Source organism: Nannocystis pusilla, assembly GCF_026626665.1.
In the GTDB taxonomy this organism is placed as follows: domain Bacteria; phylum Myxococcota_A; class Polyangia; order Nannocystales; family Nannocystaceae; genus Nannocystis; species Nannocystis pusilla.
Genome location: NZ_JAPNKE010000002.1, coordinates 4,391,586 through 4,415,369, shown reverse-complemented (window position 1 = coordinate 4,415,369; position 23,784 = coordinate 4,391,586). Strand labels below are relative to the sequence as shown.

Here is a 23,784-nt window from a genome sequence, read left to right as displayed (position 1 = left end):
CGACCCGTGACATAAAAATGTTAGCTAAGTCACCCCTCGCTTGACCCGGCGGCGAGTGCGGGGCACGGTGGGATCGTGACCGCGGCCCGCGAACCGCTTCGCCGGCTCAAGGACGGCACTGCGGACCTCCACCAACAGGCGGAGCTCCACGTGCGGATCCTCGACGCCGATGCGACCTTGACCGATTACCGCCACTACCTGGCGGCGATGCTCGGTTATCACGCGCCGCTCGAAGACGTGCTGCAAGCGCACGACGGGCTCCGCGCCGCCGGCTTCGACGCCGCAGCGCGGCGCAGGGCGCCCATGCTGGCGGCCGATCTCCTCGCCCTGGGCGACGACCCCAGGGGCGCCCCCCGATGTACTTCGTTACCGTCGGTGACCTCGCTGGCGCGCGCGCTCGGGGTCGCCTACGTGCTCGAGGGCTCGACGCTCGGCGGGCGCTACATCCTCGCCAAGCTGCCGCCGCCGCTGGTCCGCCTGCGCGGGCGAGCGACCGCGTTCCTGACCGGACACGGCGCCGAGACGGGGTCCCGCTGGCGGGCCTTCGCGGCGATCGTGGCGCGCGAGCTGGTCACCCCGGCCGCCGAGGACGAGGCGGTGTTCGGCGCCCGCGAGACGTTCGTGCGCCTCATCGACTGGTTGGCGCCGCGCACCCGCGCCGCCGGCGAATCGCTGCAGGAGGCGTCATGACCCCGGCGCTGACCGAGCTGCGCGACTGCTACCTGCGCGCGCAGCTGGCGGGCGATCGCCGCGAGGCCGTGCGCCTGCTGCTCGAGGACGGCCTCGGCGCGGGCGTGGGGATCGACGATCTGCAGGTCCACGTCATCCGCGCCGCCCAGAACGAGATCGGTCGGCTGTGGCAGCTCAACCGCGTGAGCATCGCCCAGGAGCACATGGCGACGGCGATCTCGCAGCTCTCGCTGGCGGCGCTGTTCGAGCGCGCCACGCCGAAGGCGCCGCTCGGCAAGTCGGTGCTGCTGGCGTGCGTCGAGGGCGAGCTGCACGAGCTGCCGGCGCGCCTGGTCGCCGACGCGCTCGAGCTCGCGGGCTTCGACGTGCGCTACCTGGGCGCCAACGTGCCGACCGGCAACCTGGTCACGGCGGTCCGCGAGGAGCAGCCGGATCTGATCGGCCTGTCGGTGACGATGAGCTTCAACCTGCCGGCGCTGCGGTCCGCGGTGGCCGGGGTGCGCGAGGTCAGCGACCGACCGGTGTTCATCGGCGGGCACGCGACGCTGGTCGCCGAGCCTCGCGGGCGAGCTCGGGGTGACGCAGGCGGGCGACAGCGCGAGCGAGCTGGTGGCGACGGCGCGCCGTCTGGTGGGGGTGGAGCCGTGAGCCGCCACGAGGCGCTGATAGGCCAGCTCGGGGCGGCCTGCGACCGCCTCACCGAGCGCGTGCTCGGCGAGATGTACGCCGACCCGTTCTGGCGCGAGCGCTTCGGCGCGCGTGCCGACAAGCACGGCCGCGAGGACGGCCGCTTCCACGTGCAGTACCTGCAGCAGGCGCTGGCCGACGACGAGCCGGCGGTGCTGGAGAACTACGCGCGCTGGTTGCAGCAGGTGCTGACGGCCCGCGGCATGTGCACGCTGCACCTCGCGGAGAATTTCGAGCGCCTGGCCGCGGCCGTGGCCGACGAGCGGTGGCCCGACGGGCAGGCCGCGGTCGACCTGCTGCAGGCGGCCAAGACGGCGCTGGCGTACCCGAACGGGCTGGCGGGCGAGGTGCAACGCCGCGCCGACACCATCGTCCTCGCGGCGGCGGTGGCGCTGGCCGAGGCCGGCGACGAGGAGCCGCTGCAGGTCGCAGAGCTCGCCACCCTGGTGTCGTACTGCGCCGACGCGCTGGCGCTGACCTCGCCGCGGGCGCTGGCCGATCACGTGGCCTGGCTCGCTGGTTACCTCGACCGCCGCGGTATCCCGCGGGCCCGGCTGGTGCGCCGCATCGAGGCGATCCGCACCGCGATCGAGCAGCAGCTCCCCGGCGAGCCCGCGCTCGCCGAGCTGTTCGCGGCGGCGCTCGCGGCGGCCCACAGGTCTGCTGTCTGATGGGGCATGTCTCGTGAGACATGTTTCACGGGCCATGCGATCGGCTCGCCGACGTGAAGTCGATACATGTCTCATGGGACATGTCCATCTGGCCATCCGCGCAGCTCGCGGGCCCGGCACGCGGGGCGCCGCCGGGTGAAGTCGGCGTCGACGGGGGCCGGCCGAGGCCGTCGCGGCCGGCCAGGCCCCGCGTGAGGAACCGACGCAAAGCGGGGCCGCGGGTCGGCCCGCCCGCGCCGATCGGACGAGGCCCACCGGCAAAAGCACGGGATCGCCCGCGCCGTGGGCTCGGGGCCTCGCGAGGACCGGCCCTGAATGGTGGCGCAGAGACGGCGCTGCGCGGTCCGGCGAGGGCGGCGCGCTTGCGCGGCTCTGCGGCGGCGCGTTAGCCTGACGGGCGATGTTGCGCAAGCTCGCCGTCCTCGCGCTGGCCCCGCTGTTCGCCTGTGGTTCCTCCAATACCACCACCACCGAGACGGACGGAGCGAGCTCGACCGGGGACAGCGACACCGCGGAGACCGCGGGCGAGCCGACCTACCGCGCGACGATCCGGCGCACCAGCTTCGGGGTCGCGCACGTCCAGGCCGACGACCTCGGCAGCGCGCTGTTCGGCCAGGCCTACGCGTTCGCGCAGGACCACGCGTGCACGCTGGCCGACCAGATCGTCAAGGTCCGGGCGGAGCGGGCCAAGTACTTCGGCCGCGGCAACGGCGACGCGCACCTGACCTCCGACTTCGCCTACCTCGCGCTCGAGGTCGGGCTGCGGGCGCAGCGGATGTGGGACGCCGCGCCGGCCGACGTCAAGGCGGCGATCGAGGGCTACGCGGCCGGGTACAATCAATACCTGCGCGACACGCCGCCCGGCGACCTGCCGCCCGATTGCGCGGGGGCGCCGTGGGTGCGGGAGATCGAGGCGCTCGACCTGGTCCGCTATTACGTCGACCTCGGGCTGCTCGGCAGCAGCAATCAATTGGCGGGCTACATCGGCACGGCGCAGCCGCCGGGCTCGCCGCTGACGGTGCCCGGCGGGCCGATGGAGGGCCTCGGCACGCTGACGAGCGGCGGCTTCGGCAGCAACGGCTGGGCCCTCGGCGCCGACAAGACCACCGGCGGCGGCGGCATGGTCGTGGCCAACCCGCACTTCCCGTGGACCGGCGAGCTCAAGCTGTGGGAGAGCCACGTGACGGTGCCGGGCGAGCTCAACATCTACGGCGTCGGCCTGATGGGCGTGCCCGGGGTGCTGATCGGCTTCAACGACGAGATCGGGTGGACGCACACGTTCTCGGCGGGCACGCGGTTCACGTTCTACAAGCTGACCCTCGACCCGGACGACCCGACCGCGTACCTGTACGACGGGACGTCCCGGCCGATGACCGCCAAGACCTTCGAGGTCGAGGTCGCCGGCGGCGAGAAGGTGACGCGCACGCTGTGGTACAGCCATTACGGGCCGATGCTCAACGTCGACCCGATCGGCTGGTCGACCGACGTGGCGCTGACCTACCGCGACGCCAACATCGAGAACCCGCGGATCATCGAGCAGTTCCTCGGCATGGACAAGGCGAAGAGCCTCGACGAGTTCAAGCAGGTCTACCAGACGGTGCAGGGCATCCCGTGGGTCAACACGATGGCGGCCGACAAGCACGGCAACGCCTGGTACGCCGACGCGTCGGCGACCGCCCAGATCTCCGAGGCCGCGATCGCCGGCTGGCGCGCGGCCGTCGAGGACGACTTCCTCACCGGCCTGCTGTACCAGCAGGGCGGCCTCGTGGTGCTCGACGGCAGCGACTCGACGTACGAATGGCAGGACAGCGGCGACGCGCGCGCCGGGGCTGGTGCCGTTCGCCGCCATGCCGCAGCTCGACCGCCGCGACTTCGTGTTCAACGCCAACGACTCGTACTGGCTGGCCAACCCGGCCGCGCCGCTCGAGGGCTTCTCGCCGCTGCACGGGTCGGAGCGCGCGCCGCAGTCGCCGCGCACGCGGGTCAACGCGATGCTCCTGCAGAACGAGCCGCCGTTCGTGGCGGCCGGCGAGGACGGGACGTTCTCGCTGGCGGAGATCGAGGCGGCGATCCAGGGCAACCACTCGCTGACGGCCGATCTCGTGCTGGACGAGCTGCTGGCCCGCTGCGACGCCCAGCACCTGGTCGAGGTCGCCGGCAGCGTCGTCGACCTGCGCACGATCTGCCAGCTGCTCGGCGCGTGGGACCGGCGCTTCGATCCCGACAGCGTCGGCGCGGTGCTGTTCCGCGAGTACCTCGCGGCCTACGGGGCCGACTCGGTGCTCGACCGCGGCTCGCTGTTCAGCGTGCCGTTCGACGTCGACGACCCGATCCACACCCCGCACACGCTGATCGCCCCGGCCGAGGGCAAGGTCGACGGGGCCCTGGTGGCGCTCGGCGAGGCGGTGATCAACCTGAAGACCGCCGGGGTGCCGCTGTCGGCCCCGCTCAAGCAGCTGCAGCGAGCGCCGCGCGGGGGCGTCGAGATCGGGGTCCACGGCGGGTTCGCCAAGGAGGGCATCGCCAACGTGGTGGGCTATAACGCCGGCCTCAACTCGACGCTGCTGCCCAAGGTGTCCCGGCCGACGCCGATCGACGGCACCGCCGGCCTGACCGAGCGCGGCTACGTGGTGAACTACGGCTCGTCGTTCGTGATGGCGGTCGAGCTCCTGCCCGAGGGGCCGCGCGGCGAGGCGTTCCTGACCTACTCGCAGTCGGAGGACCCGCGCTCGCCCCACTTCCGCGACCAGACCGAGCTGTTCTCGCGCAAGCAGTGGCGCCCGCTCTTGTTCCGCGAGGCCGACATCGCCGCCGACCCCAACCTGCACGAGACCGTGGTCGAGGGCGGGTGAGGCCGATGCGTCCGTTCTTCCTCTACGCCGGGATCGCCCTCGTCGCGGGCTCGACGCTCGCGCTCGAGATCTTGCTGACGCGGATCACCAGCGTGATCGCGTGGTACCACCTGTCGTTCTTCGTCATCGCCCTGGCGATGCTCGGCATGACCGCGGGCTCGATCTACGTGTTCATGCGGCCAGGTCGCTTCGGCCAGGCGGTGGTGGTCCGCCGGCTCGCCCGCAGCTCGGCGCTGTTCGCCGCGCTGGCGCCGCTGGCGGTGGCATGGACGATGTCCGGGCCGCTCCTGCCGGTCACCGATCTGATGGGCTTCTTCGCCCTGCTCGGCTTCGGCGCCGCGCTCGCGGTCCCGTTCGCGGCCGCCGGGGTGGCGCTGACGCTGGCGCTGACGCGCACCGGCCTGCCGCCGGGCCGCGCCTACGGCTGCGATCTGCTCGGGGCGGCGGCCGGCTGCGGCCTGGTGATCCCGCTGCTCGACGCGGTCGACGCCGCCAGCGCGGTGCTGGTGGTCGGCGCGGTCGCGGCGCTGGGCGCCCTGTCCTTTGCGACATGTGACGAAGAACCTGGCGAAAGGCGCAGGTCCCTCGGGACATGTGCCGGGCTGGCGCTGGCGCTGCTGGCGTTCGCCGGCTTCAACGCGGCCGCCGAGGCGCCGCCGCTGCGCCCGGCGTGGGTCAAGGGCCTGCGCGAGGACCCGCGCGAGTTCATGCACGTGGCCTGGAACACGCACTCGCGGGTGACGGTGGGCGCCGAGATCGCGCTGCCGCCGTACCTGTGGGCGCCGGGGCGCAACATGCCGCTGGAGGCGCGGGCGCCGATCCAGCAGCGGGTGCTGAAGATCGACGGCGCGGCCGCGACGATGATGGCCGAAGGGTCAGGTTCGGACCACGCCTACCTCGACTGGGACCTCAGCACGTTCGCCCACCGGCTGCGCCCGACCGGGCCGGCGGCGGTCATCGGCGTCGGCGGCGGCCGCGACGTGCTGGCGGCGCTGCGCAGCGGCCACGCGCCGGTGGTCGGGGTCGAGCTCAACGCGGCGATCGTCGACCTGCACCGCCGCTCGATGGCCGACTTCTCGACCATCGCGGCGCGCCCGGGCGTGGAGCTGCACACCGACGAGGCGCGCAGCTTCTTCTCGCGCGACCGCCGGCACTACGACGTCATCACGATGTCGCTGATCGACACCTGGGCCTCGACCGGGGCGGGGGCCTACAGCCTGTCGGAGAACGGGCTGTACACGGTCGAGGGCTGGCTGGTGTTCCTGCGCCGCCTGGCGCCCACCGGCGTGTTCACGGTGTCGCGCTGGTACAAGAAGGAGTCGCCCGGCGAGACCGCGCGCATGGTGGCGCTGGCGATGGAGGCGCTGTGGCAGCTCGGGGTCGAGAAGCCGCGCGCGCACCTGCTGCTGCTGCAGATCGAGAGCGTGGCGACGCTGCTGGTGTCGCCGACGCCGTTCAGCAAGGAGGACCTCGACCTGATGCAGCGCGAGGCGGTGCGGATCGGCGTCAACATGGTGCTCACGCCGCGCCGCCTGCCGGCCCAGCCGCTGCTCGCGGAGCTCGGCGCGATCGAGGACCGCGCGGCGCTGTGGCAGTGGGCGTCGCAGCAGACGCTGGACCTGACGCCGCCGACCGACGACCGCCCGTTCTTCTTCAACATGCTGAAGCCCGGCACCTGGCTCGAAGGCCAGGAGGACGTGAGCCAGCTCGACCTCGGGTTCCTCGGCAACCTGCAGGCGACCCAGACGCTGGTCTACGCGACGCTGGTCAGCCTGCTGCTGACGCTGGGGGCGCTGCTCGGACCGCTGGTGGCGCGGCCGCCGGCGACGCGCGAGGGAGAGCGCGAGGCGCCGGCGACCGGCGGGCTGGCCCCGGCGACGCTGGCGGCAGCGCTGGCCTACTTCGCGCTGATCGGCCTCGGCTTCATGTTCGTCGAGATCGCGCTGCTGTCGCAGGTCGGGGTGTTCGTCGGCCACCCGACGCTGTCGCTGGCGGTGGTGCTCGGGGGCATCATCCTGTCGGCGGGCGTGGGCAGCCTGATCAGCGGCAAGCTGGCAGTCGAGCGCGGCGGCGCGATCGCGTGGCTGTTCCCGCTGATCCCGGCGCTGATGGTGGTGGCGGTCCGCCTGGCGACCGGCCCGGTGACGGAGAGCTTCGCCGGCGCCGAGACGGCCGTGCGCGTGCTGCTGTCGATCGCGCTCATCGCCCCGCCCGCGCTCGGGATGGGCATCTGCTTCCCGCTCGGCCTCCGCCTGGTCGAAAGGGCAGGCGGACACGCGGTCACGCCGTGGCTGTGGGGCATCAACGGGGCGTTCGGGGTGTGCGCGAGCGGCCTGGCCCTCGGGACATCCATGACCTGGGGGATCTCGACGACCATGGCCGTCGGCGCGGCCTGCTACCTGGCGCTCGTCGCCTGCGCGCGCAAGCTCGTGCGCGCAGGAGCTCCGCTCAAGCCGGGCGCGTGACGGCGCGCAGCCACTGCAGGTAGGGCTCGCCGCAGGTGCTCGGCTGGAGGGCGACGACCTTGGGCGCCGAGTAGGGGTGGACCTCGGGGATCGCGGCGTAGAGGGCGTCGAGGCGATCGGGGGTGGTCTCCATGACGACGAGGGCCTCGTCGTCGCTGCAGATCTGGCCCTCCCACCAGTACCGCGAGCGCACCAGCGGGATGATGTTGCCGCAGCCGACGAGGCGCCGCTCGAGCAGGGCGAGGAGGATCTTCTCGGCCTGGTCGGGAGGACAGGTCATGAGGATCACGTGGATGTCGGGTGCGGCGCCGGGCATGGCGCGAGCTTAGCGCAAGAGCGGGCGAGGTGCGGGAGGGCATCAGCAGACGCAGCTGCACGGCGCCGGCGAATCGGGAAACTCGGTGCTGCATTGCTTCCAGCCGTCCGGCTCGACGCCGCAGGTGCCGCCGGGGTTGTTCACGATCTCGAAGGTGCCGTCGCCGAGATCGCGGATGTACACGCGCTCGAGATCGGGGCAGCCGCTGTCGAAGCAGCCGTCTCCGCCGTAGCGCCCTTGCACGCAGCGCGAGGGGCCGGCGAAGACGTCGCAGCCGCCGTCCCGGCTCCACTGCGCGACGAGCTCGACCCATACGCAGTCCGAGTGACCGCTGCGCCCGATAATGGCCTCGCAGTCGACCTGGTCGAGCTGCTCCTCGCAATCCCCGACGGGGAGGGCTCCAGTGGTGCTGGTGGTGGTGGTGCCGGTGTCTTCGGTGCCGGTGGTGCCGGTGGTCGAGGTCGTGCCGGTGTCCGTCGCAGCATCCGTGCTCGTGGACGACGAAGTGGTGGGAGCGTCCGAGGTGGTGGTGCCGCCGGAGGTGACGGGCTGACTCGTGCCGGAGGTGCTGGAGCTGCCGGTGGAGGCGTCGGTGCTGCTCTGTTTGTCGGGGCCGCAGGCGAGCAGCGCGAACACCAGGATCGATAATGAATGATGCGAGCGAGGCATGCGATTAATGCGGCGAGCTTACGCGCGACGGCTCGCCCGGGCCAGCGCTCACAGCGTCTTCAAGTACTCGATCACGGCGGCGCGGTCGCTCGCGTCGAGGGCGTCGCCGAAGGTGTGGCCGCCGTTGCCGTAGCCGGGCTGGGTGGTGTCGTAGATCCGCTTGCGCAGGTCCGCCGAGGGCTCGCCTTCCTGGCCGTGATCGAGCGCCTCGTGCTTCCAGCCGAGCGCAACGGGGTCGTAGTCGGTCGACTGGTGGCTGCGGGTCCAGGACTGCGGGCGCGAGGCGCTGTCGAGCAGCGCGGCGACCGTCGGCACCGAGCCGTTGTGAAGATACGGCGCGGTCGCCCAGATGCCGTCGAGCGGCGGCGCGACATAGCCGACCTGCGGCTCGAGCCGCGAGACCTCGCCGTAGAACCCCTTGTAAACCAATCGACGTAGCGGCCGGCGAACTGCGAGGCGTCGGTGGCGAGCGCGGCGTCGGTGGCGATGACGTCGAGGTCGACGAGCAGGTTGGGGTAAGTGGGCTCGGCGCCGTAGGTGCCGTGGCAGCCGGCGCAGGTGGCGGCGAACACCTGCTGGCCGGCGGCCGCGAGCGCGGCGTCGACGGCGAACGGATAGGCGGGCGGCTCGAGGGTGAGGAGGTAGGCGCGGATGTCCGGGAAGTACTCGTCGATCGCGCGCGCCTCGTCGATGTCGTCGGTGCACAGCGTCGATGCGGCCATCATCGTCCGCGCGTGGTCGCCCCGGCCGGCGCCGACGTAGAACATCGCGTGCTTCTTCTTCATGTGCCACCACGGCGGGACGTCGACGGGGGTGACGACGACTGGCGGCAGGTCGAGCAGCGGCTCGTCGAACCATTCCATGGTCCACGGGTCGCGGTGCGAGAACAGCACCGCGGCGATGTTGTCGGCCGGGTTGGCGCCGAGGGTGAGCGTCTGCGTGTACGGCTCGACCGCGTTCAGGCGGGCGACGAAGCGCTGCAGCTCGGCCTTCTCGGCCGGGTCGTCGAGGAGCAGGTCGGCCAGCGCCGCGCTGCCCCCGACCTTGACCGTGAAGTCGGCGCTGGCGTTGCCGAGGCCGATGACGAGCTGGCCGTCGATCTCGCCGGCGTGACATTGTAAGCAGTTGGCGCTGACGAGCTCGACCCCGCTGGCGCCGACGAAGGCGGTCTTGTCATAGGGAAGGTTCGCGTTCTTGCCGTCACGCCCGGGCAGGCGCAGCTCCTCGGGGGCGTCGGTGAAGACCTGCGAATAGGCGGTCCAGGGGATCCCGCAGCTGACATAACCATTGTTGACGAGGGCGTGATATCCGGCGTCCGGATCGCCGTCGCGCTGCGGGTCGGCGGGGATCGGGTGCAAACCATCGGGCGAGTCGCCGGTGGTCGGTGCGCCGGTGGTCGAGACGTCGGTGGTCGAGGCGTCGGTGGACCCGGCGCCGGTGGTCGAGGCCTCGTGCGTCGTCGCGCCGGTCTCGCCGGCGGTCGGCTCGCTGCCGCCGTCGGTCGCCGCGACGGGGCTCGTACACGCGAGGGGGAGGGTGCACACGAGCGCGAGGCGGCGGGACATCGTCGCATCGTAGCGGATCTGGCGGTGGCGGCGACGCGGCAGCCGGCCCGCGCGCGGGAGTGACATGTCTCCAGGGACATGTCCGTTCGAGCGACCGGCATGCGCGCTGGCGCGCTGCAACGCCGGCGAGCGCGTCCGCAGTTGATGGCCGGATGGGGGTCCGGGTAGCCTGGGAGAATGATGCGTTCGCTCGGCGTGGGGGTCGTCGTCGGTGTGGTGGCTTGCGGCCCGACCCCGCCGCCGGAGAGCGACACCGAGGGCGGCAGCTCGGACAGCTCGGGCGGTGGATCGATCTCCGGCGTGCCGATGACCAGCGGCGGACCGACCTCTCCGCAGCCGAGCACCGACCCGACGATCACCACGACTCCGGCGCCGACGACCGGGGCGGTGACGACCGACATCGAGCCGACGACCACCGGCGAGACGGCGACGTCGTCGCCGACGACGCCGACCTCGGCCACCACCGATTCGACGACTTCGGCCGAGGACTGCGGCGGCGGCTCCGACTGTCCTTCAGGTCAGGTGTGCGTCGCGGGCGCCTGCGTCGGCGTGCAGGAGCTGCCGAGCTGCGGGGTGTTCTCGGAGGTGACCTCGATCTTCCCGCTGGTCCACGCGCCGACCTCGCTCGTGGTGGCCGACCTCGACGGCGACGGCGACCTCGACATCGCCACGGGGGCGCCGCAGGTCTCGGTGATCGAGGTGCAGGTCAACTCGGGGTCCGGTGATTTCTCGCCCGGGTCCGTGATCGCCTTGATCTCGGCGACGGGCGAGCTGCACCTGGCCGCGGGCGACCTCGACGTCGACGGCGACACCGACCTCGCGGCGGCGCAGCAGGTGGCGAGCGACGTGAACGTGCTGGTCGGTCAGGCCGGGCAGTGGACGGTGAAGCCGAAGCTCGAGGCCGCGAGCGGGACGCGGCGCGTGCACTTCGGCGACGTCGACGACAACGGCGGCGCCGGCGGCGACCTGCTGACGATCAGCGAGACCAGCCCGACGATCGGCACGTGGCTCGGCGACGGCCTCGGCAACTTCGCGCAGGGCATGCCGGCCGACGTGCCGGTCTCGCTCGCCGTCAGCGTCCTCGACGTGTCCGGCGACGCGCTCTCCGATCTGGTCGGACCGACGAGCCTCGACGGATTCACGACCGCGCGCGTGTTCACCGGGGTGCTGGGCGGCGGCTTCACCGAGTCGGTGGCGCTCTCGGCCGGCGGCTCGCCGATCTCGCAGGCGCTCGCGGGAGAGCTCGACGGCCCGGTCGGCCACGAGATCGTCGGCTTGACGCAGGACGACGAGGGCGGGCTGGTGGCGGTGTGGCGCGCCGAGCAGCCCGGCGAGTGGCTCGCGGTGCCGCGGCTCTGGCGAGCGCCGGCGGTGCTCACCGGCGGGCTCCTGGCCGACTTCGACGGCGACGGTCTGCTCGACCTCATCGCCGGCGGCGACGCGGCGTCGGTCTCGGTGCTGCGCGGCGACGCCGACGGCGGGTTCTTCTGCTCGAACACCTTCGCGCTCGAAGCACCGGCGCCGCGCGAGCTGCTGGCGGCGGGTGACGTCGACGGCGACGGTCGGATGGAGATCGTCGCGGGCGCGCCTGATCTGCTCGAGATCCAGATCCTCACCACGCTATAGGGCATGGCTCGATTGCGCGTACAAGGACGGCGATTCGCGGCGCAGCGGGCCTGCATCGCGATGTCGATGGGCAGTAGTGCGCAGCGCGAATGCGCGCTGCGAAGCGGCTCGGCTTGACACGGCTGCGCGGCCGGTCGGATAAGGCTTGGCGGCCTTTGGCGGCCCTCGCACTTATGGCGAAACCGATCATCGTCACCTGGGGCGGCGTGCAGTCGACCTTCGATCACGAGAAGCTCGACCGCGCCAAGCTGTACGGCAAGCGGCAGCGGCAGATCCTCGACCCCCACGAGCAGCGCTGCGAGCGGGCCGAGCTGTCGCGGGACGGCACCCTGCTGATCCGCTCCGGCATGACCGCGCAGGGCTACTTCGACGAGGGCAACGCGTGGATCCCGAACGGCAAGCTGGTCGGGCTCGACGCCGACGGCAAGCCGCTGCCGCACATCCCCAGCACGCTGGGCGAGGCGCAGAAGCTCGAGGGGCCGGTCGATCCGGGCGAGCTGCTCGACCTGGCGGTGCGCTCGGTCTACACGCTCGACCCCAACGGGCTCGACCCCAAGCTCGAGGGCGAGCTGCGCGGCGGCAAGGTGTTCCGCTTCGTGTTCTGCTACCGCGGCGGCTACGACACCGAGCTGGCCTACCTGGTGTGCAACGGCGGCGCCTACTTCGCGCTGGTCGGCTCGCCGGCGGTCAGCGACTGGTGCGAGCTGCAGACCACCGTGGCCGACGATCCGGGCGGCGACGACGACGGCGACGAGCTCGACTTCGAGATGTTCTGAGGGACAGGTCAGGGAGACAGCCATGCGCAAGATCCAGCTGATGAACGAGGAGAAGCGCGACGCCACGCTCGCGCTCGAGTCGGTCAAGGAGAAGCAGGGGCCGGTGTCCGGCGTGCCCGGCAAGAAGCTCGAGTTCCGCCGCTACCTGGCCACGACCGAGGCGGGGACGTACGCCAAGCTCAGCGCGCAGCCGGGCGACCTGGCGCAGGCGCTGATCGACGGCGACCCCGAGATCGACATCGAGCAGGTCGGCAAGCAGGTCGGCGACACGCAGACGGTGTTCCTGTCGAGCAAGGGCGAGGTGCTGCACGCCTCGCCGAAGCTGGTCGACGTGCTGTTCGGGCCCGACGGGGCCGAGCGCGAGCGCAAGCCGGCGGCCGACATCCCGGCCAACACCAACGAGAAGGAGTCGCCGGTGCGGTTCACCCCGCGGCGGCTGCCCAAGGCCGAGGTGGTGACCAAGTTCGCGTTCCGCCGCACCATCCAGATCAAGCACGTCGACGGCCTGTCGTTCGACTTCCTGTTCAAGATGGCGAAGGAGCTGCACGACAAGGGCGAGCTGGCGCTGCTCGGCGCCGGCAGCAAGGGCCGCGACCCGCTGATCTTCCAGGAGAACGGCTCGCCGTACCGCGGCTTCCTCGAGGGCCGGGTCGACGGCCAGAAGTACAAGCTGCTGCTCCACCTCTCGAACCTCGAGCTGCGCGCCCCGGGCGCGGCGGCGACCTGACCTTCGGACAGACTGGAGATTGTCATGAGCCTGTTCTCCACCGACAGCGCCCGTCCGCTCGGCAAGGGCAAGCAGAGCCCGGCCGGCAGCCTGCTCGATACCGAGCTGGCGGCCATGTTCCGCAACTACAAGCGCGCCGTGGCCGGCAGCTACCGCGCGCTGCCCTTCGAGGACCTGGCCCGCGGGGCGGTCCCGTCGGGCGTGCTGCAGGTGTCACCGAAGGTCGACGGCGAGCTGTGGTTCCTGGTGCTCGACGAGCAGCAGGCGATCCTGTGCTCGCCGACCGGCCGCGTGGTCTCCGGCGACGTGCCGGTGCTGCTCGAGGCCAAGGCGGCGCTCGGGCGCAAGCAGGGCCGCACGGTGCTGGCGGGCGAGCTGTTCGCCGCCAAGGCGCCGGGCCAGGGCCGGCCGCGCGTCGGCGACCTCGGGTCGGCGATGGGCGGCGAGGCCCAGGCGCAGGTCGAGCGCATCGCGTACTTCGCGTTCGACGTGCTCCACGGCGGCGACGCCGAGACGCCGCAGCGGCCGCCGCTGTACGTCGACCGCCTGGCGCTGTGCCAGCGGCTGCTCGCCGGCGGCAAGCGCCTGCAGGCGATCAAGACCGAGGCGGCCAGCAGCGCCGAGCAGGTGATGCAGCGCTGGAACGAGTGGGTCGAGGGCGGCAAGGGCGAGGGCCTGGTCGTCCGCACCGCCGACAACCTGGTCTTCAAGCTCAAGCCGACCATCGACATCGACGCGGCGATCATCGGCTACACCGACAGCTCCGACGAGCCCGAGGCGGTCGGCTCGCTGCTGCTGGCGATGATGCGCGACGACGGCCAGTTCCAGGTCATCGGCGCCTGCGGCAACATGCCGACCGAGCAGCGCAAGGCGTTCTACCAGCAGCTGTCGGGCAAGAGCGTGGCCTCGAACTACCGCTACGCCAACAGCAAGGGCGCGCTGTACCGCTTCGTCCCGCCGGAGACGGTCATCGAGGTCAAGGTCACCGACATCCAGGGCGAGGACTCGAGCGGCGACCCGATCCTGCGCATGGTGCTCGAGCACTCGCAGACCGGCTGGCGCACGATCCGGGAGATGCCCGGCGTGTCGATCCTCCACCCCGTGTTCTCGCGGATCCGCAGCGACAAGACGGTCAACCCGGTCGACATCCGCGTGGCCCAGGTGCTCGAGCGGGTCCAGATCGACAGCCTCAACAAGAAGGCCGAGCGCCTGGTCCTGCCGGCCTCCGAGGTGATCCGCCGCGAGGTCTACGCCAAGAGCGCCAAGGGCCAGCAGGCGGTGCGCAAGCTCGTCATCTGGCGCACCAACAAGGAGAAGACCGACCCCAACTACCCGGCCTTCGTGGTCCACTGGACCGACTTCTCCGCCGGCCGCAAGACGCCGCTCGAGCGCGAGGTCCGGCTGGCGCCGACGCTCGGCGAGGCGCTGAAGATCGGCGACGAGATGATCGCCGAGAACATCAAGAAGGGCTGGGACAAGGTCGGCTGAGCGGCTGACCGCCAGGGCATGTCCATCGGGACATGACGAAAGGGGCAGGTTCTTCGGGACCTGCCCCTTCGCGCATGTGCGGGCGGCCATGTCGCCGGAGCGCCCCGCGGCTCGGGCCGCCTCGCCGCGGCGGTCAGGCCGTCTCGCCGCCGTCGATCGCCAGGGCCTGGCCGGTGACGCCGCCGGCGCCGCGCCGCGCCAGCCAGGCGACCAGGTCGGCGACCTCGGCCGGGCTGCGCAGCCGGCCCTGCGGCGAGAAGCGGGCCAGCGCCTTGCGGGCGTCGTCCTCGCTGCGGCCGGTGGTCGCCTGGATGTTGCGCGCGGCGTCGGCGACGATGTCGGTGTCGGTGAAGCCGGGGCAGACCGCGTTGACGGTGACGTCCTTGCTGGCCAGCTCGACGGCGAGGGCCCGCGTCCAGCCGAGCAGGCCGGCCTTGCTGGCCGAGTAGGCGGCGGTGTACGCGTAGCCCTTGATGGCCGCGGTGGAGGCGACGTTGACGACGCGGCCCCAGCCGGCCGCGAGCATGCCCGGGACGAGCGCGCGGGTGAGCACGAACGGGGCGGTGCAGTTGAGCTCGAGCAGGCGCGCCCAGGCGTCGTCGCCGGTGCGCGCGAGCGGGGCCGAGAGGGCGGCGCCGGCGTTGTTGACCAGGACCTGGACGCGCGCGCCGAGCTGACTCTCGAGACCTGTCACTTCGGACAGGAAGGATGCGCGGGAGGCCGCGTCGCCGAGGTCGACGGTGAGGACGTGGGCGCCGTGCGGGGCGGTGAGCTCGGCCCGCGTGCGGTCGAGGACGTCGCGGTCGCGGCCGGCGAGGACGAGGGCGTGGCCCGGGGCGAGCGCCTCGGCGACGGCGCGCCCGATCCCGCGGCCGGCCCCGGTGATGAGCGCGAGCGGTGCGTTCGACATGGGCGGCAGTGTACTCGGGGCGCGCCGCGGCGCGGGGCCTGGCCGGCGACGACGGCTCACGCGCGCGGGTCGAAGGACGTCGGCCGCGGCGCCGCGGCGGTTTCGCCGATCGCCGGCAGCGGCGTGTCCAACCCCGGCAATTGATCGGAGACCGGCCGTCACTGTCCCGGCAGACGCAGTCGGCCGGCCCGTGTCCCCGCGTGGGGTGGAAGAGGGTCGGCCGGGGCGTCGCCCATTCGAAGGAAGAGACGATGAAGTCGAGGACCGTTCAATTGCCACCCGTGCGCCGCGCTCAACAGAAGGTGTTCGCCTGGATCGGCGGATCGCTGCTCTTGAGCGGGTGCCCGGGCCTGCCGGCCGCCGGCGATCCGTCGACCGAGAGCGACCCCTCGTCCTCGACGAGCGAGACGACGATGGCGTCGAGCGAGGCGACCTCGACGACCAGCAGCGAGCCGACGACCGGCTCGACGAGCTCGACGGGCGAGGAGGCGACGAGCTCGACGAGCGACGGCTCGACGAGCGACGACTCGACCACCGCCGAGATGACGACGAGCTCGACGAGCGACGGCTCGACCACCGAGGGGGTGATGACGGGCGAATCGACGAGCGAGGGGACGACGACCTCGACGACGGGCGACACGGAGACGACCTCGACGACGGACGACTCGACGACGGACGACTCGACGACGAGCGACTCGACGAGCGAGGGCTCGACGACCGACGACGTCCCGGCGATCTGCGGCGACGGCTCCGTCGATCGCGGCGAGGCGTGCGACGACGGCAACAACCTCGGCGGCGACGCCTGCACGCCCGCGTGCGAGGACAACCCGAAGATCGTGCAGCTCGCGTGCGGGACGTTCCACTCGTGCGCGGTGCTGGAGGACGGGACGATGCGGTGCTGGGGCGCCGGGTCGGCCGGCCAGATCGGCTACGGCGACACCGCCGCGCGCGGGGACCAGCCCGGCGAGCTGCCGACGCCGTCGGTCCCGCTCGGCGGCTCGGTGCTCCGCGCCAGCTCGAGCGGCATGCACACCTGCGCGGTGCTCGACACCGGCAAGGTCCGCTGCTGGGGCATCGGCTCCGGCGGGGCGCTCGGTAACGGCGCCGGGAGCGGCACTGTGGGCAACGACCCGGGCGAGATGCCGCCGGTCGACGTCGACGTCGGCGCGCCCGTGCGCGACGTGGAGGCCGGCGGCGGCTTCACCTGCGCGATCACGGAGACCGACGCGGTGCGCTGCTGGGGCAGCAACCTCGGCGGGAAGCTCGGCTACGGGCACACCAACAACCTCGGCGACCAGCCGGGCGAGCTGCCGGTGCCCGACCTCGAGCTCGGGGGTCCGGTGGCGCAGATCGCCGCCGGGACCAACCACGCGTGCGCGGTGCTGAAGGACGGCACGCTGCGCTGCTGGGGCAGCAACGCGTGGGGCGAGCTCGGCTACGGCGACACCGAGGCGCGCGGCGACGAGCCGGGCGAGATGCCGCCGCCGCCGGTGGACGTGGGCGGGCCGATCGCGCAGGTCGCGATCTCGACCGACTTCGCGTTCACGTGTGCCCTGCGGACCGACGGCGAGGTGCGGTGCTGGGGTCAGAACGACGACGGTTCGCTCGGCACCGGCATCGGAGACGACGTCGGCGACGAGCCGGGCGAGATGCCGCCGCCCCCGGTCCCGCTCGCGGGGCCGGCCACCTCCGTCTCGATCGGCTCCCTGTCCGGCTGCGCCTTGCTGGCGACCGGCGAGCTGCAGTGCTGGGGCAGCAACACCCACGGGGCCGCCGGCGTCCCGGGGCAGAGCACCGTCTGGACCCCGACGATCATCGACGTCGGCGGGCCGGTCCTCCACCTCGACAGCGGCAACAGCCACCGCTGCGCCGCGCTGGCCGACGGGACGCTGCGGTGCTGGGGCGGCAACATCTTCGGCCGGCTCGGCCTGGGCCACGAGATGACGGTCGGCAAGACCGAGTCGCCGGCCTCGGTCGGCACGGTGCCGTACTGACGGGCTGAGTCACGGGGCGAGCCGGGCCGGCGCGGCTCGCCGTCGAGCGCCCAGGAGCGCCTGGCCGATCGATGATGACCCATCACACCTGTTTCGAGCGACAGTGATGCGGCGATCGGTCCCGGAGCGGTCGGCCGCACGCGAGCGCACGCACCCGGCAGCGGCTCGCTCATGAGATGTTTTTGCGGACATGTCTGAATGGACATGCTCTTCGTTCACGTGTCTCGACGGACGCTCTCGCGCCTACTTCTTGAACGGCGAGATCAGGTCGGGCGAGGTCACGGGCGCGGGGTCGGGCTTCGGCTTGGCCGGCGGGGGCGGGGCCGGGGGCGGCGGCGGAGGCGGGGCCTCGTGCTTGGCCTCGGGCTTCTTGCTGCCCGCGGTCTTCTTGGCCGGCTGTTTGCTTGGGGCCAGCGGCTCGAGGGCGACTGCGACGGCACGGTCCTCGCTGGGCACGAGCTTCACCTGGGCCTCGGCGCGGCCTTCGGCGCGCAGGCGGAGCTGCCGCTCGACGTCGCCGCGTGGCACTCGCAGGCCGTGCGGATCGGCGGTGCTGCCGAGGATCGCGCCGCCCTCGTCGAGCACCTCGGCGGCGACGCCGGCGGTGTCGATCCGCACGGTCACGGTCGGTGGCGTCAGCGGCAGCAGGTCGGGCGCGGGCGGCGGCCCCGGCGGAGGGGCGCGGGCGGCAGCGGCAGCAGCTCGGACGCGTCGGCGACCGAGACATGTTCTTTGGGACCTGTTGCTTCGGGCCTGTCCGAAGGGTCCTGTTGGGTGAACAGCACGAGCGCGCCGGCGGCCAGGACGGCGCCGGCGAGGCCGGCGACGAGGGCGAGGTTCAGGCGGCGCGGCGGCGGGGCGAACGGGGCGGGGAAGGCCGGCGCGGTGGTCTCGGGCAGGGTCGGGCGCGGCGGGGCGTCGGCGCCGCGGAACTGCATCGGCGCGCCGCGGACCGGCTTGGCCCGCAGGGTCTCGGGGACGATCTCGGGGGCGACGCCGGCGTCGACGGCCACGAGCGCGGCGGCCAGCTCGTCCATGGTCTGAAACCGCAGGTCGGGGTCCTTCTGCAGCGCCTTGAGGACCACGGCCTCGGCGGCGGCGGGGATGTCGGCGTGCGGCGCGATGTCCCGCGGCCGCGGCGGGGCGTCGAACATGTGCTTGTTGAGCAAGCCCATGAAGGTGTCGGCGATAAACGGCGGCTTGCCGGTCAGCAGCTCGAACAGGATCACGCCGACGGCGTAGATGTCGACGCGGTGGTCGTGGCGCAGGCCCTGGGCCTGCTCGGGCGACATGTACTCGGGGGTGCCGAAGATCATGCCGGTGCGCGTGAGCGCCTGGCCGACGCCCTCGTCGGGGTTTTGCAGCTTGGCGATCCCGAAGTCGAGGACCTTGACGACGTCGCGGCCGTCGCGGACGAGCCGGAAGCAATTGCCCGGCTTCATGTCGCGGTGGACGATCCCGCGGTCGTGCGCGGCCTGCAGGGCGCGGCAGAGCTGCACCGCGATGTCCCGCACGCGCGGCCACGGCAGCGGCGCCTCGCGCTGGATGACCGCCGCGAGGTCCTCGCCCTCGAGGTACTCCATGACGAAGAAGGCCGCGCCGTCGGCGGTCTCGCCGAAGTCGTGGATCTCGATCACCCCGTCGTGGTCGACGGCGGCGGCGGCCCGCGCCTCTCGCAAGAAGCGCTCCTTGAGCTCGGGCCTTGTCGCGTACTCGGGGGCGAGGATCTTGATCGCCACCTTCTTGCGGATGAGCGCGTGCTGGGCCAGGTACACCGAGCCCATGCCGCCGGCGCCGAGCAGCCGCTCCAGCGTGTAGGTGCCCTTCAGGAGCTCGCCGAGCCGTCGGTCGACGCGCGGCGTGCCGGCGTCGGGCTCGGCGGGGCGGACGGTCTGCGCGCCGGCGTCGATCGGCTGGGTCTTCGCAATCGGCTCGGACATCGCGGCTCCGTGCGCGCGGGCGCGGGAGGCTCAGTGTGGCACCGACCGCCGGCGCCCGTGAAGGTCGGGCATCGCCGGTGCGCGCGTGCGGTCGATAACGCGCGGCGCGAACGCAGGTCGCTTGTCGCTGCTTCGCCGGTGGTGGTAGCGTCGGTCGTGCTCTCGCGCGGACGGAGGCGTCGAAACGGCCGAATTCCCGCGCTGGCGCGGTCCTGTCGGCTCGCCGCCGCGATCGGCCTGAGCCTCGCGCTGGGCCTCGGCGGGCCCGCGGCGGCGCACCAGGCCGAGCCCGCGGCCGGCGCCGACGAGGCCGAGGCGCAGCGGCTGTTCGAGGAGGGCTCGAAGGCCTACAACCTCGGCAATTTCGACGTGGCGATCGAGCAATTCGAGGCGGCGTACGAGCTGAGCCACGCCGACGCGCTGCTCTACAACCTCGGTCAGGCGTACAGCAAGCGCTACGAGGTCGAGGCCGATCCGGCGCACCTGCGCAAGGCGCGGGTGCTGTTCCTCAACTTCGCCAAGATCCGCGAGGCGGCCGGCAGCGACGCTCGCGACGCGCGGGAGCGGATCGCGGCGATCGACGCGCAGCTGGCCGAGCTGGGCAAGGGCGAGGCGCAGCCCGAAGGTCCGGCGCCGGCGCCCGAGTCGCCGGCGAAGCCGCCGTACCGCCCGCGCGCGGCCGGGATCGCCGGCTACGCGCTGATCGGCGCGGGCCTGGTCCTCGGGACAGGTCTCGGCGCGCTCGGCCTCGTCAGCGCCGGGCGCATCGACGACCAGCGGCGCGACGAGTGGCAGTACGTGCCGCTGTCGGGCGCGCGCGAGCAGCAGTACGCGGACAATTACCAGTCGGCGCGGGCGCTGGCGTTCGCCGGCATCGGCGTCGGCGGGGCGCTGCTGGTCACGGGCGTGGTGCTGGTCGCGGTCGACGCGGCGCGCGGCAAGACCGCTCCGCGCCGCGCCCAGCTGCGGCCCGGCGGCCTGGCGGTGGCGTTCTAGCGGAGGTTCATGCGCGCGTCTCTCCTCGCTCTCGGTCGCAGCGATCGCTGCGGTCAGCTGCTTCCAGGTCGAACCATTGCCCGACTGCGGCCAGAACGCCGGCGAGGGCGGGCTCTACACGCCGCACTACGTGTGCATGCCGCGGGCCGGCGCGCCGCTCGAGATATCGATCGCGCCGCGTCGCCTGCTGCGCGGCGACTTCGACGACGAGGGGGTCGACAACGACTTCGCGGTGCTGCTCGACCTCGGGCGCATCCAGATCCACACGACGCGCGATCAGAAGACGGTGCTCGGCGCCAAGCTCGAGGCGGAAGGCCGGGTCGAGGCGATCGCGGCGGCCCGCTTCTTCGGCGAGGGCCACGGCGACGATCTGCTCGGCGTGACCGCGGGCGACAAGGGCAGCGGCACGGCCGGCAAGGTGTTCGGGTTCCACAACGGCGGCGACATGTTCGCGCGCACGTCGCCCGAGCAGTTCGACGCGGCGACGCTGGTGCCGTGGGGCAATTGCCCGGCGCCCAACAGCATCGAGACGCTCGACGTGGTCGACGTGGAGAACGCGACGGGGCTGGCGATCGGCTGCGACAGCGGACCGCCGACCGCGGAGAAGCCCGAAGACGAGCCGCTCGACGGGATCGTGGTGGAGGCCGACGACGCGGTGCCGTTCGCGTTGCAGCGCCGGGTGGGGCTGAAGATCCCCGAGCTCACCGGGATCCACGCCGTCAACGTCGCCCAGCTCGACGGGCTCGGCTTCGAGGACATCGTGGCCGCGCACACGCCGATGGACAGCGAGCACGAGTCGCTCGCGATCTACCTGGTGAGCAAGGACGCGTTCACCATGAACGCGGATCAGGCCGAGCGCCTCGATATCCCGCTGACGCACTTCGAGATCCGGCGGGTGCTGCTCGACGATCTCGACGGCGACGGCGACGTCGACCTGGTCGCGGTGCACCCGTCGGACCGCGGGATCACGGTGGTCCGCCAGCGCCGCAGCGAGCCGCTGCTGTTCGAGGAGCCGCAGTTCTTCGCCGTCGGCCAGGAGATCCGCGACGCCGAGCTCGGTGACTTCACCGGCGACGGCGAGGTCGACATCGCGGTCGCTCACGACGTCGACGGCACCGGCCTCAACGCGGTCAGCGTCCTGATCCGCACCCATGACCTGTCCCCGGGCCAGGTCGACTACGCGCTCGCGCCCGCGGGCGAGGTCAGCGGCGAGATCGTCGACCTCGAGCCGCTCGACTACGACGGCGACGGCCGCATCGACATCGGCGCGGTGGTGAAGGTCGGCAGCGAGGGGCGGGTGCTGTTCTGGCTCAACCGCTCGCCCGCGGGCGAGTAGCGCCTCCGACAGCGGGGCGGGTGTTGTTCTGGCTCCATCGCTCGCACGCGGGCCAGTCGCGCTCGTTCGCGCGTCCTCGGGCGTGAGCGGCGGCGCGAGTCGGATTTAGGCCGGCGGGATATGCTGGCCGCAATGGTGCGTCCTGAAGACGAGGGCGAGCAGGACCCCGAAGGGGCGGCTCGGCCGCGTCATGCTGCACCGTTCCAGCGGGTGAGAGTCCCGCCCGGGTAGGCGCCGGAGCGCCCGGTAGCAGGCCCCAGGCGCGAGGAGAGATTCTCGCGGCCCGAGCGGGGCGTCAAAAGCCTCTACGGAGGGAGCAAGAACGCGGGCCGCAACATGAAGTGAAGCCTGCAGCCTCGACAGAGAAACAATGGAGGAGCCGAGCCGCTCATGTCACGGCGAAGGCCACGTCCACCGCGCAGTCATCCGGATCAGAAAGCGCGGTGGGTCCTCCCGGGGTACGGGGCGCAGCACGCGTTCAAGGAGCGATGCGGAACAGGAGAGGCCCGTCTGCACGGCCCGTGTCGGGGCGAGGCGACTCGTATAAGCCGAAGGCGAAGTCGAGCGCTGTGCAGCGGGAGTCCGAGGGGGCCGTAGTACCGGCGATGGCGGCGCAGAACAACGCCGCCGGAGGGAAGGGCCCCTGGGGTGGTCGTGTCGGAGAAGAAGGTAAGCGCGAGGGCATGGCCTGCAGGACAGGTCCCAACAACCCCACGCGGCGCAGGCCGCGTGACAAAGTGCGAGAACTTCGACGCCGACTGTGGGCCGCGGCCAAGCGGCATCCGGGTCGCCGCTTCCATGCGCTGTACGACCGCATCTTCAGGCGTGACGTCCTGAGGGAAGCATGGAGGCGGGTGAAGAGGAACAGGGGCTCGGCGGGCGTCGACAGACAGACGCTGGCCGAGGTGGAGGAGTACGGCGTCGATCGCTTCCTCGAAGAGATCGCCGACGAACTCAAGGGCGGGACGTACCGGCCGAGCGCGGTCATGCGGCGGTACATCCCGAAGGCGGACGGGAAGAAGCGGCCGCTGGGGATCCCGACCGTCCGGGACCGAGTGGTGCAGATGGCGGCGAAGCTGGTGCTGGAGCCGATATTCGAGGCGGACTTCCTTCCGTGCTCGTACGGCTTCCGGCCGAAGCGCAGTGCGACGCAGGCGCTCGAGCGCTTGCGCGTGCTGGGAGCGCGCGGTGGGAACCACGTGCTCGACGCCGACATCCGCGACTACTTCGGCAGCATCGATCACGAGCGACTGATGAAGCTCGTGGCGATGCGAATCTCGGATCGCAGGGTCCTCAAGCTGGTGCGGCAGTGGCTCGAAGCCGGTGTGATGGAGGACAGCGAAGTGACGGCGATGCTCTCGGGGACACCCCAGGGCGGCGTCATCTCACCGCTGCTGTCGAACATCTACCTCGGCGTCCTCGACAAGCTGTGGCAGCGACGACACGCCCACCTGGGCGAGCTCGTGCGCTACTGCGACGACTTCGTGATCCTGTGCAGGACCGCGAAGGCGTGCGAGGAGGCCGAGGTCAGGGTCCGCGAGATCCTGCGACGGCTCAAGCTGGAGCTGCATCCCGAAAAGACGAGGCGCGTCGAGCTGAGCCGGGGACGGCAAGGCTTCGACTTCCTCGGCTGTCACCTGCGCAAGCGCATGTCCGGGCCGATCTGGGAGAAGGAGCATCGCAGGGTGTACTTCCTCCAGCGCTGGCCTTCGCAGCGCAGCATGACGCGGGTTCGGCACCGCGTGAAGGAGCTAACTGGCTCGAACCGCAACGGGGTCAAAGATGTCCGGGTGCTCATCCGCGACATCAACCCCGTGCTGCACGGCTGGGGTAACTACTTCCGCACCGGGAACGCCGCCGCGAAATTCAATCAGATCGACACGTACGTATGGCGCCGGCTCACGCACTTCATGGTGCGGCGCCATGGCCGACACCTGCGAGCCAACGACGTCGAAGGTTGGACAAGCGACTTCTTCCATGACCACGGGCTCCACCGACTACGTGGGACCGTGCAGTACCCGGAGGCCGCGTAATGCGACGGCCCGAGAGACCACCGGTAAGCCGTGTGCGGGAAAT

18 protein-coding genes and 2 pseudogenes are annotated in these 23,784 nt (G+C 72.0%); 13 read left to right on the top strand and 7 right to left on the bottom strand.

Going from position 1 to position 23,784, the window contains the following annotated elements; translation table 11 throughout:
• The first annotated feature begins 75 nt into the window (after positions 1–75).
• From OV079_RS19430 to OV079_RS19410, 5 genes and pseudogenes are all read left to right on the top strand, one after another.
• Entirely contained in the window at positions 76–690 is a 615-nt protein-coding gene (locus OV079_RS19430; RefSeq protein ID WP_267770323.1) for a biliverdin-producing heme oxygenase, read from the top strand.
• Positions 687–2,048, top strand: a complete 1,362-nt coding sequence (locus tag OV079_RS19425) for a cobalamin B12-binding domain-containing protein (protein WP_267770322.1) — start codon at positions 687–689, stop codon at positions 2,046–2,048. Before OV079_RS19430 ends, OV079_RS19425 begins: the two co-directional genes overlap by 4 nt.
• A gap of 400 nt (positions 2,049–2,448) precedes the next feature.
• Positions 2,449–3,840: pseudogene (locus OV079_RS19420) on the top strand (penicillin acylase family protein); the annotation flags it as partial.
• Between the two features lie 55 nt (positions 3,841–3,895).
• Positions 3,896–4,900 carry a penicillin acylase family protein gene (locus tag OV079_RS19415; RefSeq protein WP_267770321.1) on the top strand — a complete coding sequence of 335 codons (1,005 nt, stop codon included), beginning with the start codon at positions 3,896–3,898 and terminating at the stop codon, positions 4,898–4,900.
• Positions 4,901–4,905: 5 nt separating this feature from the next.
• Entirely contained in the window at positions 4,906–7,365 is a 2,460-nt protein-coding gene (locus OV079_RS19410; RefSeq protein ID WP_267770320.1) for a hypothetical protein, read from the top strand.
• On the opposite strand, the gene cutA is transcribed toward OV079_RS19410, so the two are convergent.
• From cutA to OV079_RS58185, 4 genes and pseudogenes are all read right to left on the bottom strand, one after another.
• Positions 7,349–7,681, bottom strand: coding sequence for a divalent-cation tolerance protein CutA (cutA, locus tag OV079_RS19405; protein ID WP_267770319.1), 333 nt, complete (start codon positions 7,679–7,681; stop codon positions 7,349–7,351). The genes OV079_RS19410 and cutA overlap by 17 nt on opposite strands.
• Before the next feature lie 42 nt (positions 7,682–7,723).
• Positions 7,724–8,317, bottom strand: a complete 594-nt coding sequence (locus OV079_RS19400) for a hypothetical protein (protein WP_267770318.1) — start codon at positions 8,315–8,317, stop codon at positions 7,724–7,726.
• An 81-nt stretch (positions 8,318–8,398) separates the two neighbouring features.
• The gene (locus OV079_RS58190) at positions 8,399–8,779 is read right to left on the bottom strand and encodes a c-type cytochrome (protein ID WP_420829527.1); all 381 of its coding nucleotides are present in this window, start codon (positions 8,777–8,779) and stop codon (positions 8,399–8,401) included.
• A gap of 107 nt (positions 8,780–8,886) precedes the next feature.
• Positions 8,887–9,072 (bottom strand): annotated as a pseudogene (locus tag OV079_RS58185) (c-type cytochrome); the annotation flags it as partial.
• Between the two features lie 1,020 nt (positions 9,073–10,092).
• Between OV079_RS58185 and OV079_RS19390 the strand changes: the two are divergent.
• From OV079_RS19390 to OV079_RS19375, 4 genes are all read left to right on the top strand, one after another.
• Complete coding sequence (locus tag OV079_RS19390; protein WP_267770316.1) at positions 10,093–11,541, top strand: FG-GAP repeat domain-containing protein; 1,449 nt, start codon at positions 10,093–10,095, stop codon at positions 11,539–11,541.
• Between the two features lie 173 nt (positions 11,542–11,714).
• Positions 11,715–12,317, top strand: coding sequence for a hypothetical protein (locus tag OV079_RS19385; protein WP_267708807.1), 603 nt, complete (start codon positions 11,715–11,717; stop codon positions 12,315–12,317).
• Between the two features lie 22 nt (positions 12,318–12,339).
• Entirely contained in the window at positions 12,340–13,044 is a 705-nt protein-coding gene (locus OV079_RS19380) for a hypothetical protein (protein ID WP_267770315.1), read from the top strand.
• A gap of 24 nt (positions 13,045–13,068) precedes the next feature.
• The gene (locus OV079_RS19375; protein ID WP_267770314.1) at positions 13,069–14,532 is read left to right on the top strand and encodes an ATP dependent DNA ligase; all 1,464 of its coding nucleotides are present in this window, start codon (positions 13,069–13,071) and stop codon (positions 14,530–14,532) included.
• A 133-nt stretch (positions 14,533–14,665) separates the two neighbouring features.
• On the opposite strand, the gene OV079_RS19370 is transcribed toward OV079_RS19375, so the two are convergent.
• The gene (locus tag OV079_RS19370) at positions 14,666–15,442 is read right to left on the bottom strand and encodes an SDR family NAD(P)-dependent oxidoreductase (protein WP_267770313.1); all 777 of its coding nucleotides are present in this window, start codon (positions 15,440–15,442) and stop codon (positions 14,666–14,668) included.
• 281 nt (positions 15,443–15,723) lie between these two features.
• Here OV079_RS19370 and OV079_RS19365 point away from each other — a divergent pair, with 281 nt between their 5' ends.
• On the top strand, positions 15,724–17,436 hold the full coding sequence (locus tag OV079_RS19365; protein WP_267770312.1) for an RCC1 domain-containing protein: 1,713 nt from the start codon (positions 15,724–15,726) through the stop codon (positions 17,434–17,436).
• A gap of 243 nt (positions 17,437–17,679) precedes the next feature.
• Here OV079_RS19365 and OV079_RS19360 read toward each other — a convergent pair whose 3' ends face one another.
• Together OV079_RS19360 and OV079_RS19355 are read right to left on the bottom strand one after the other, a co-directional pair.
• Entirely contained in the window at positions 17,680–18,060 is a 381-nt protein-coding gene (locus OV079_RS19360; RefSeq protein WP_267770311.1) for a hypothetical protein, read from the bottom strand.
• Between the two features lie 11 nt (positions 18,061–18,071).
• Positions 18,072–19,376, bottom strand: coding sequence for a serine/threonine-protein kinase (locus OV079_RS19355; protein WP_267770310.1), 1,305 nt, complete (start codon positions 19,374–19,376; stop codon positions 18,072–18,074).
• Between the two features lie 141 nt (positions 19,377–19,517).
• On the opposite strand from OV079_RS19355, the gene OV079_RS19350 reads away from it, so the two are divergent.
• The 3 genes from OV079_RS19350 (at position 19,518) to ltrA (ending at position 23,741) form a co-directional block, all read left to right on the top strand.
• Positions 19,518–20,372 carry a hypothetical protein gene (locus tag OV079_RS19350; protein ID WP_267770309.1) on the top strand — a complete coding sequence of 285 codons (855 nt, stop codon included), beginning with the start codon at positions 19,518–19,520 and terminating at the stop codon, positions 20,370–20,372.
• Positions 20,373–20,448: 76 nt separating this feature from the next.
• Positions 20,449–21,708, top strand: a complete 1,260-nt coding sequence (locus OV079_RS19345) for an FG-GAP repeat domain-containing protein (RefSeq protein ID WP_267770308.1) — start codon at positions 20,449–20,451, stop codon at positions 21,706–21,708.
• Between the two features lie 683 nt (positions 21,709–22,391).
• The gene (gene ltrA, locus OV079_RS19340; protein ID WP_267778429.1) at positions 22,392–23,741 is read left to right on the top strand and encodes a group II intron reverse transcriptase/maturase; all 1,350 of its coding nucleotides are present in this window, start codon (positions 22,392–22,394) and stop codon (positions 23,739–23,741) included.
• Positions 23,742–23,784: the final 43 nt, after the last annotated feature.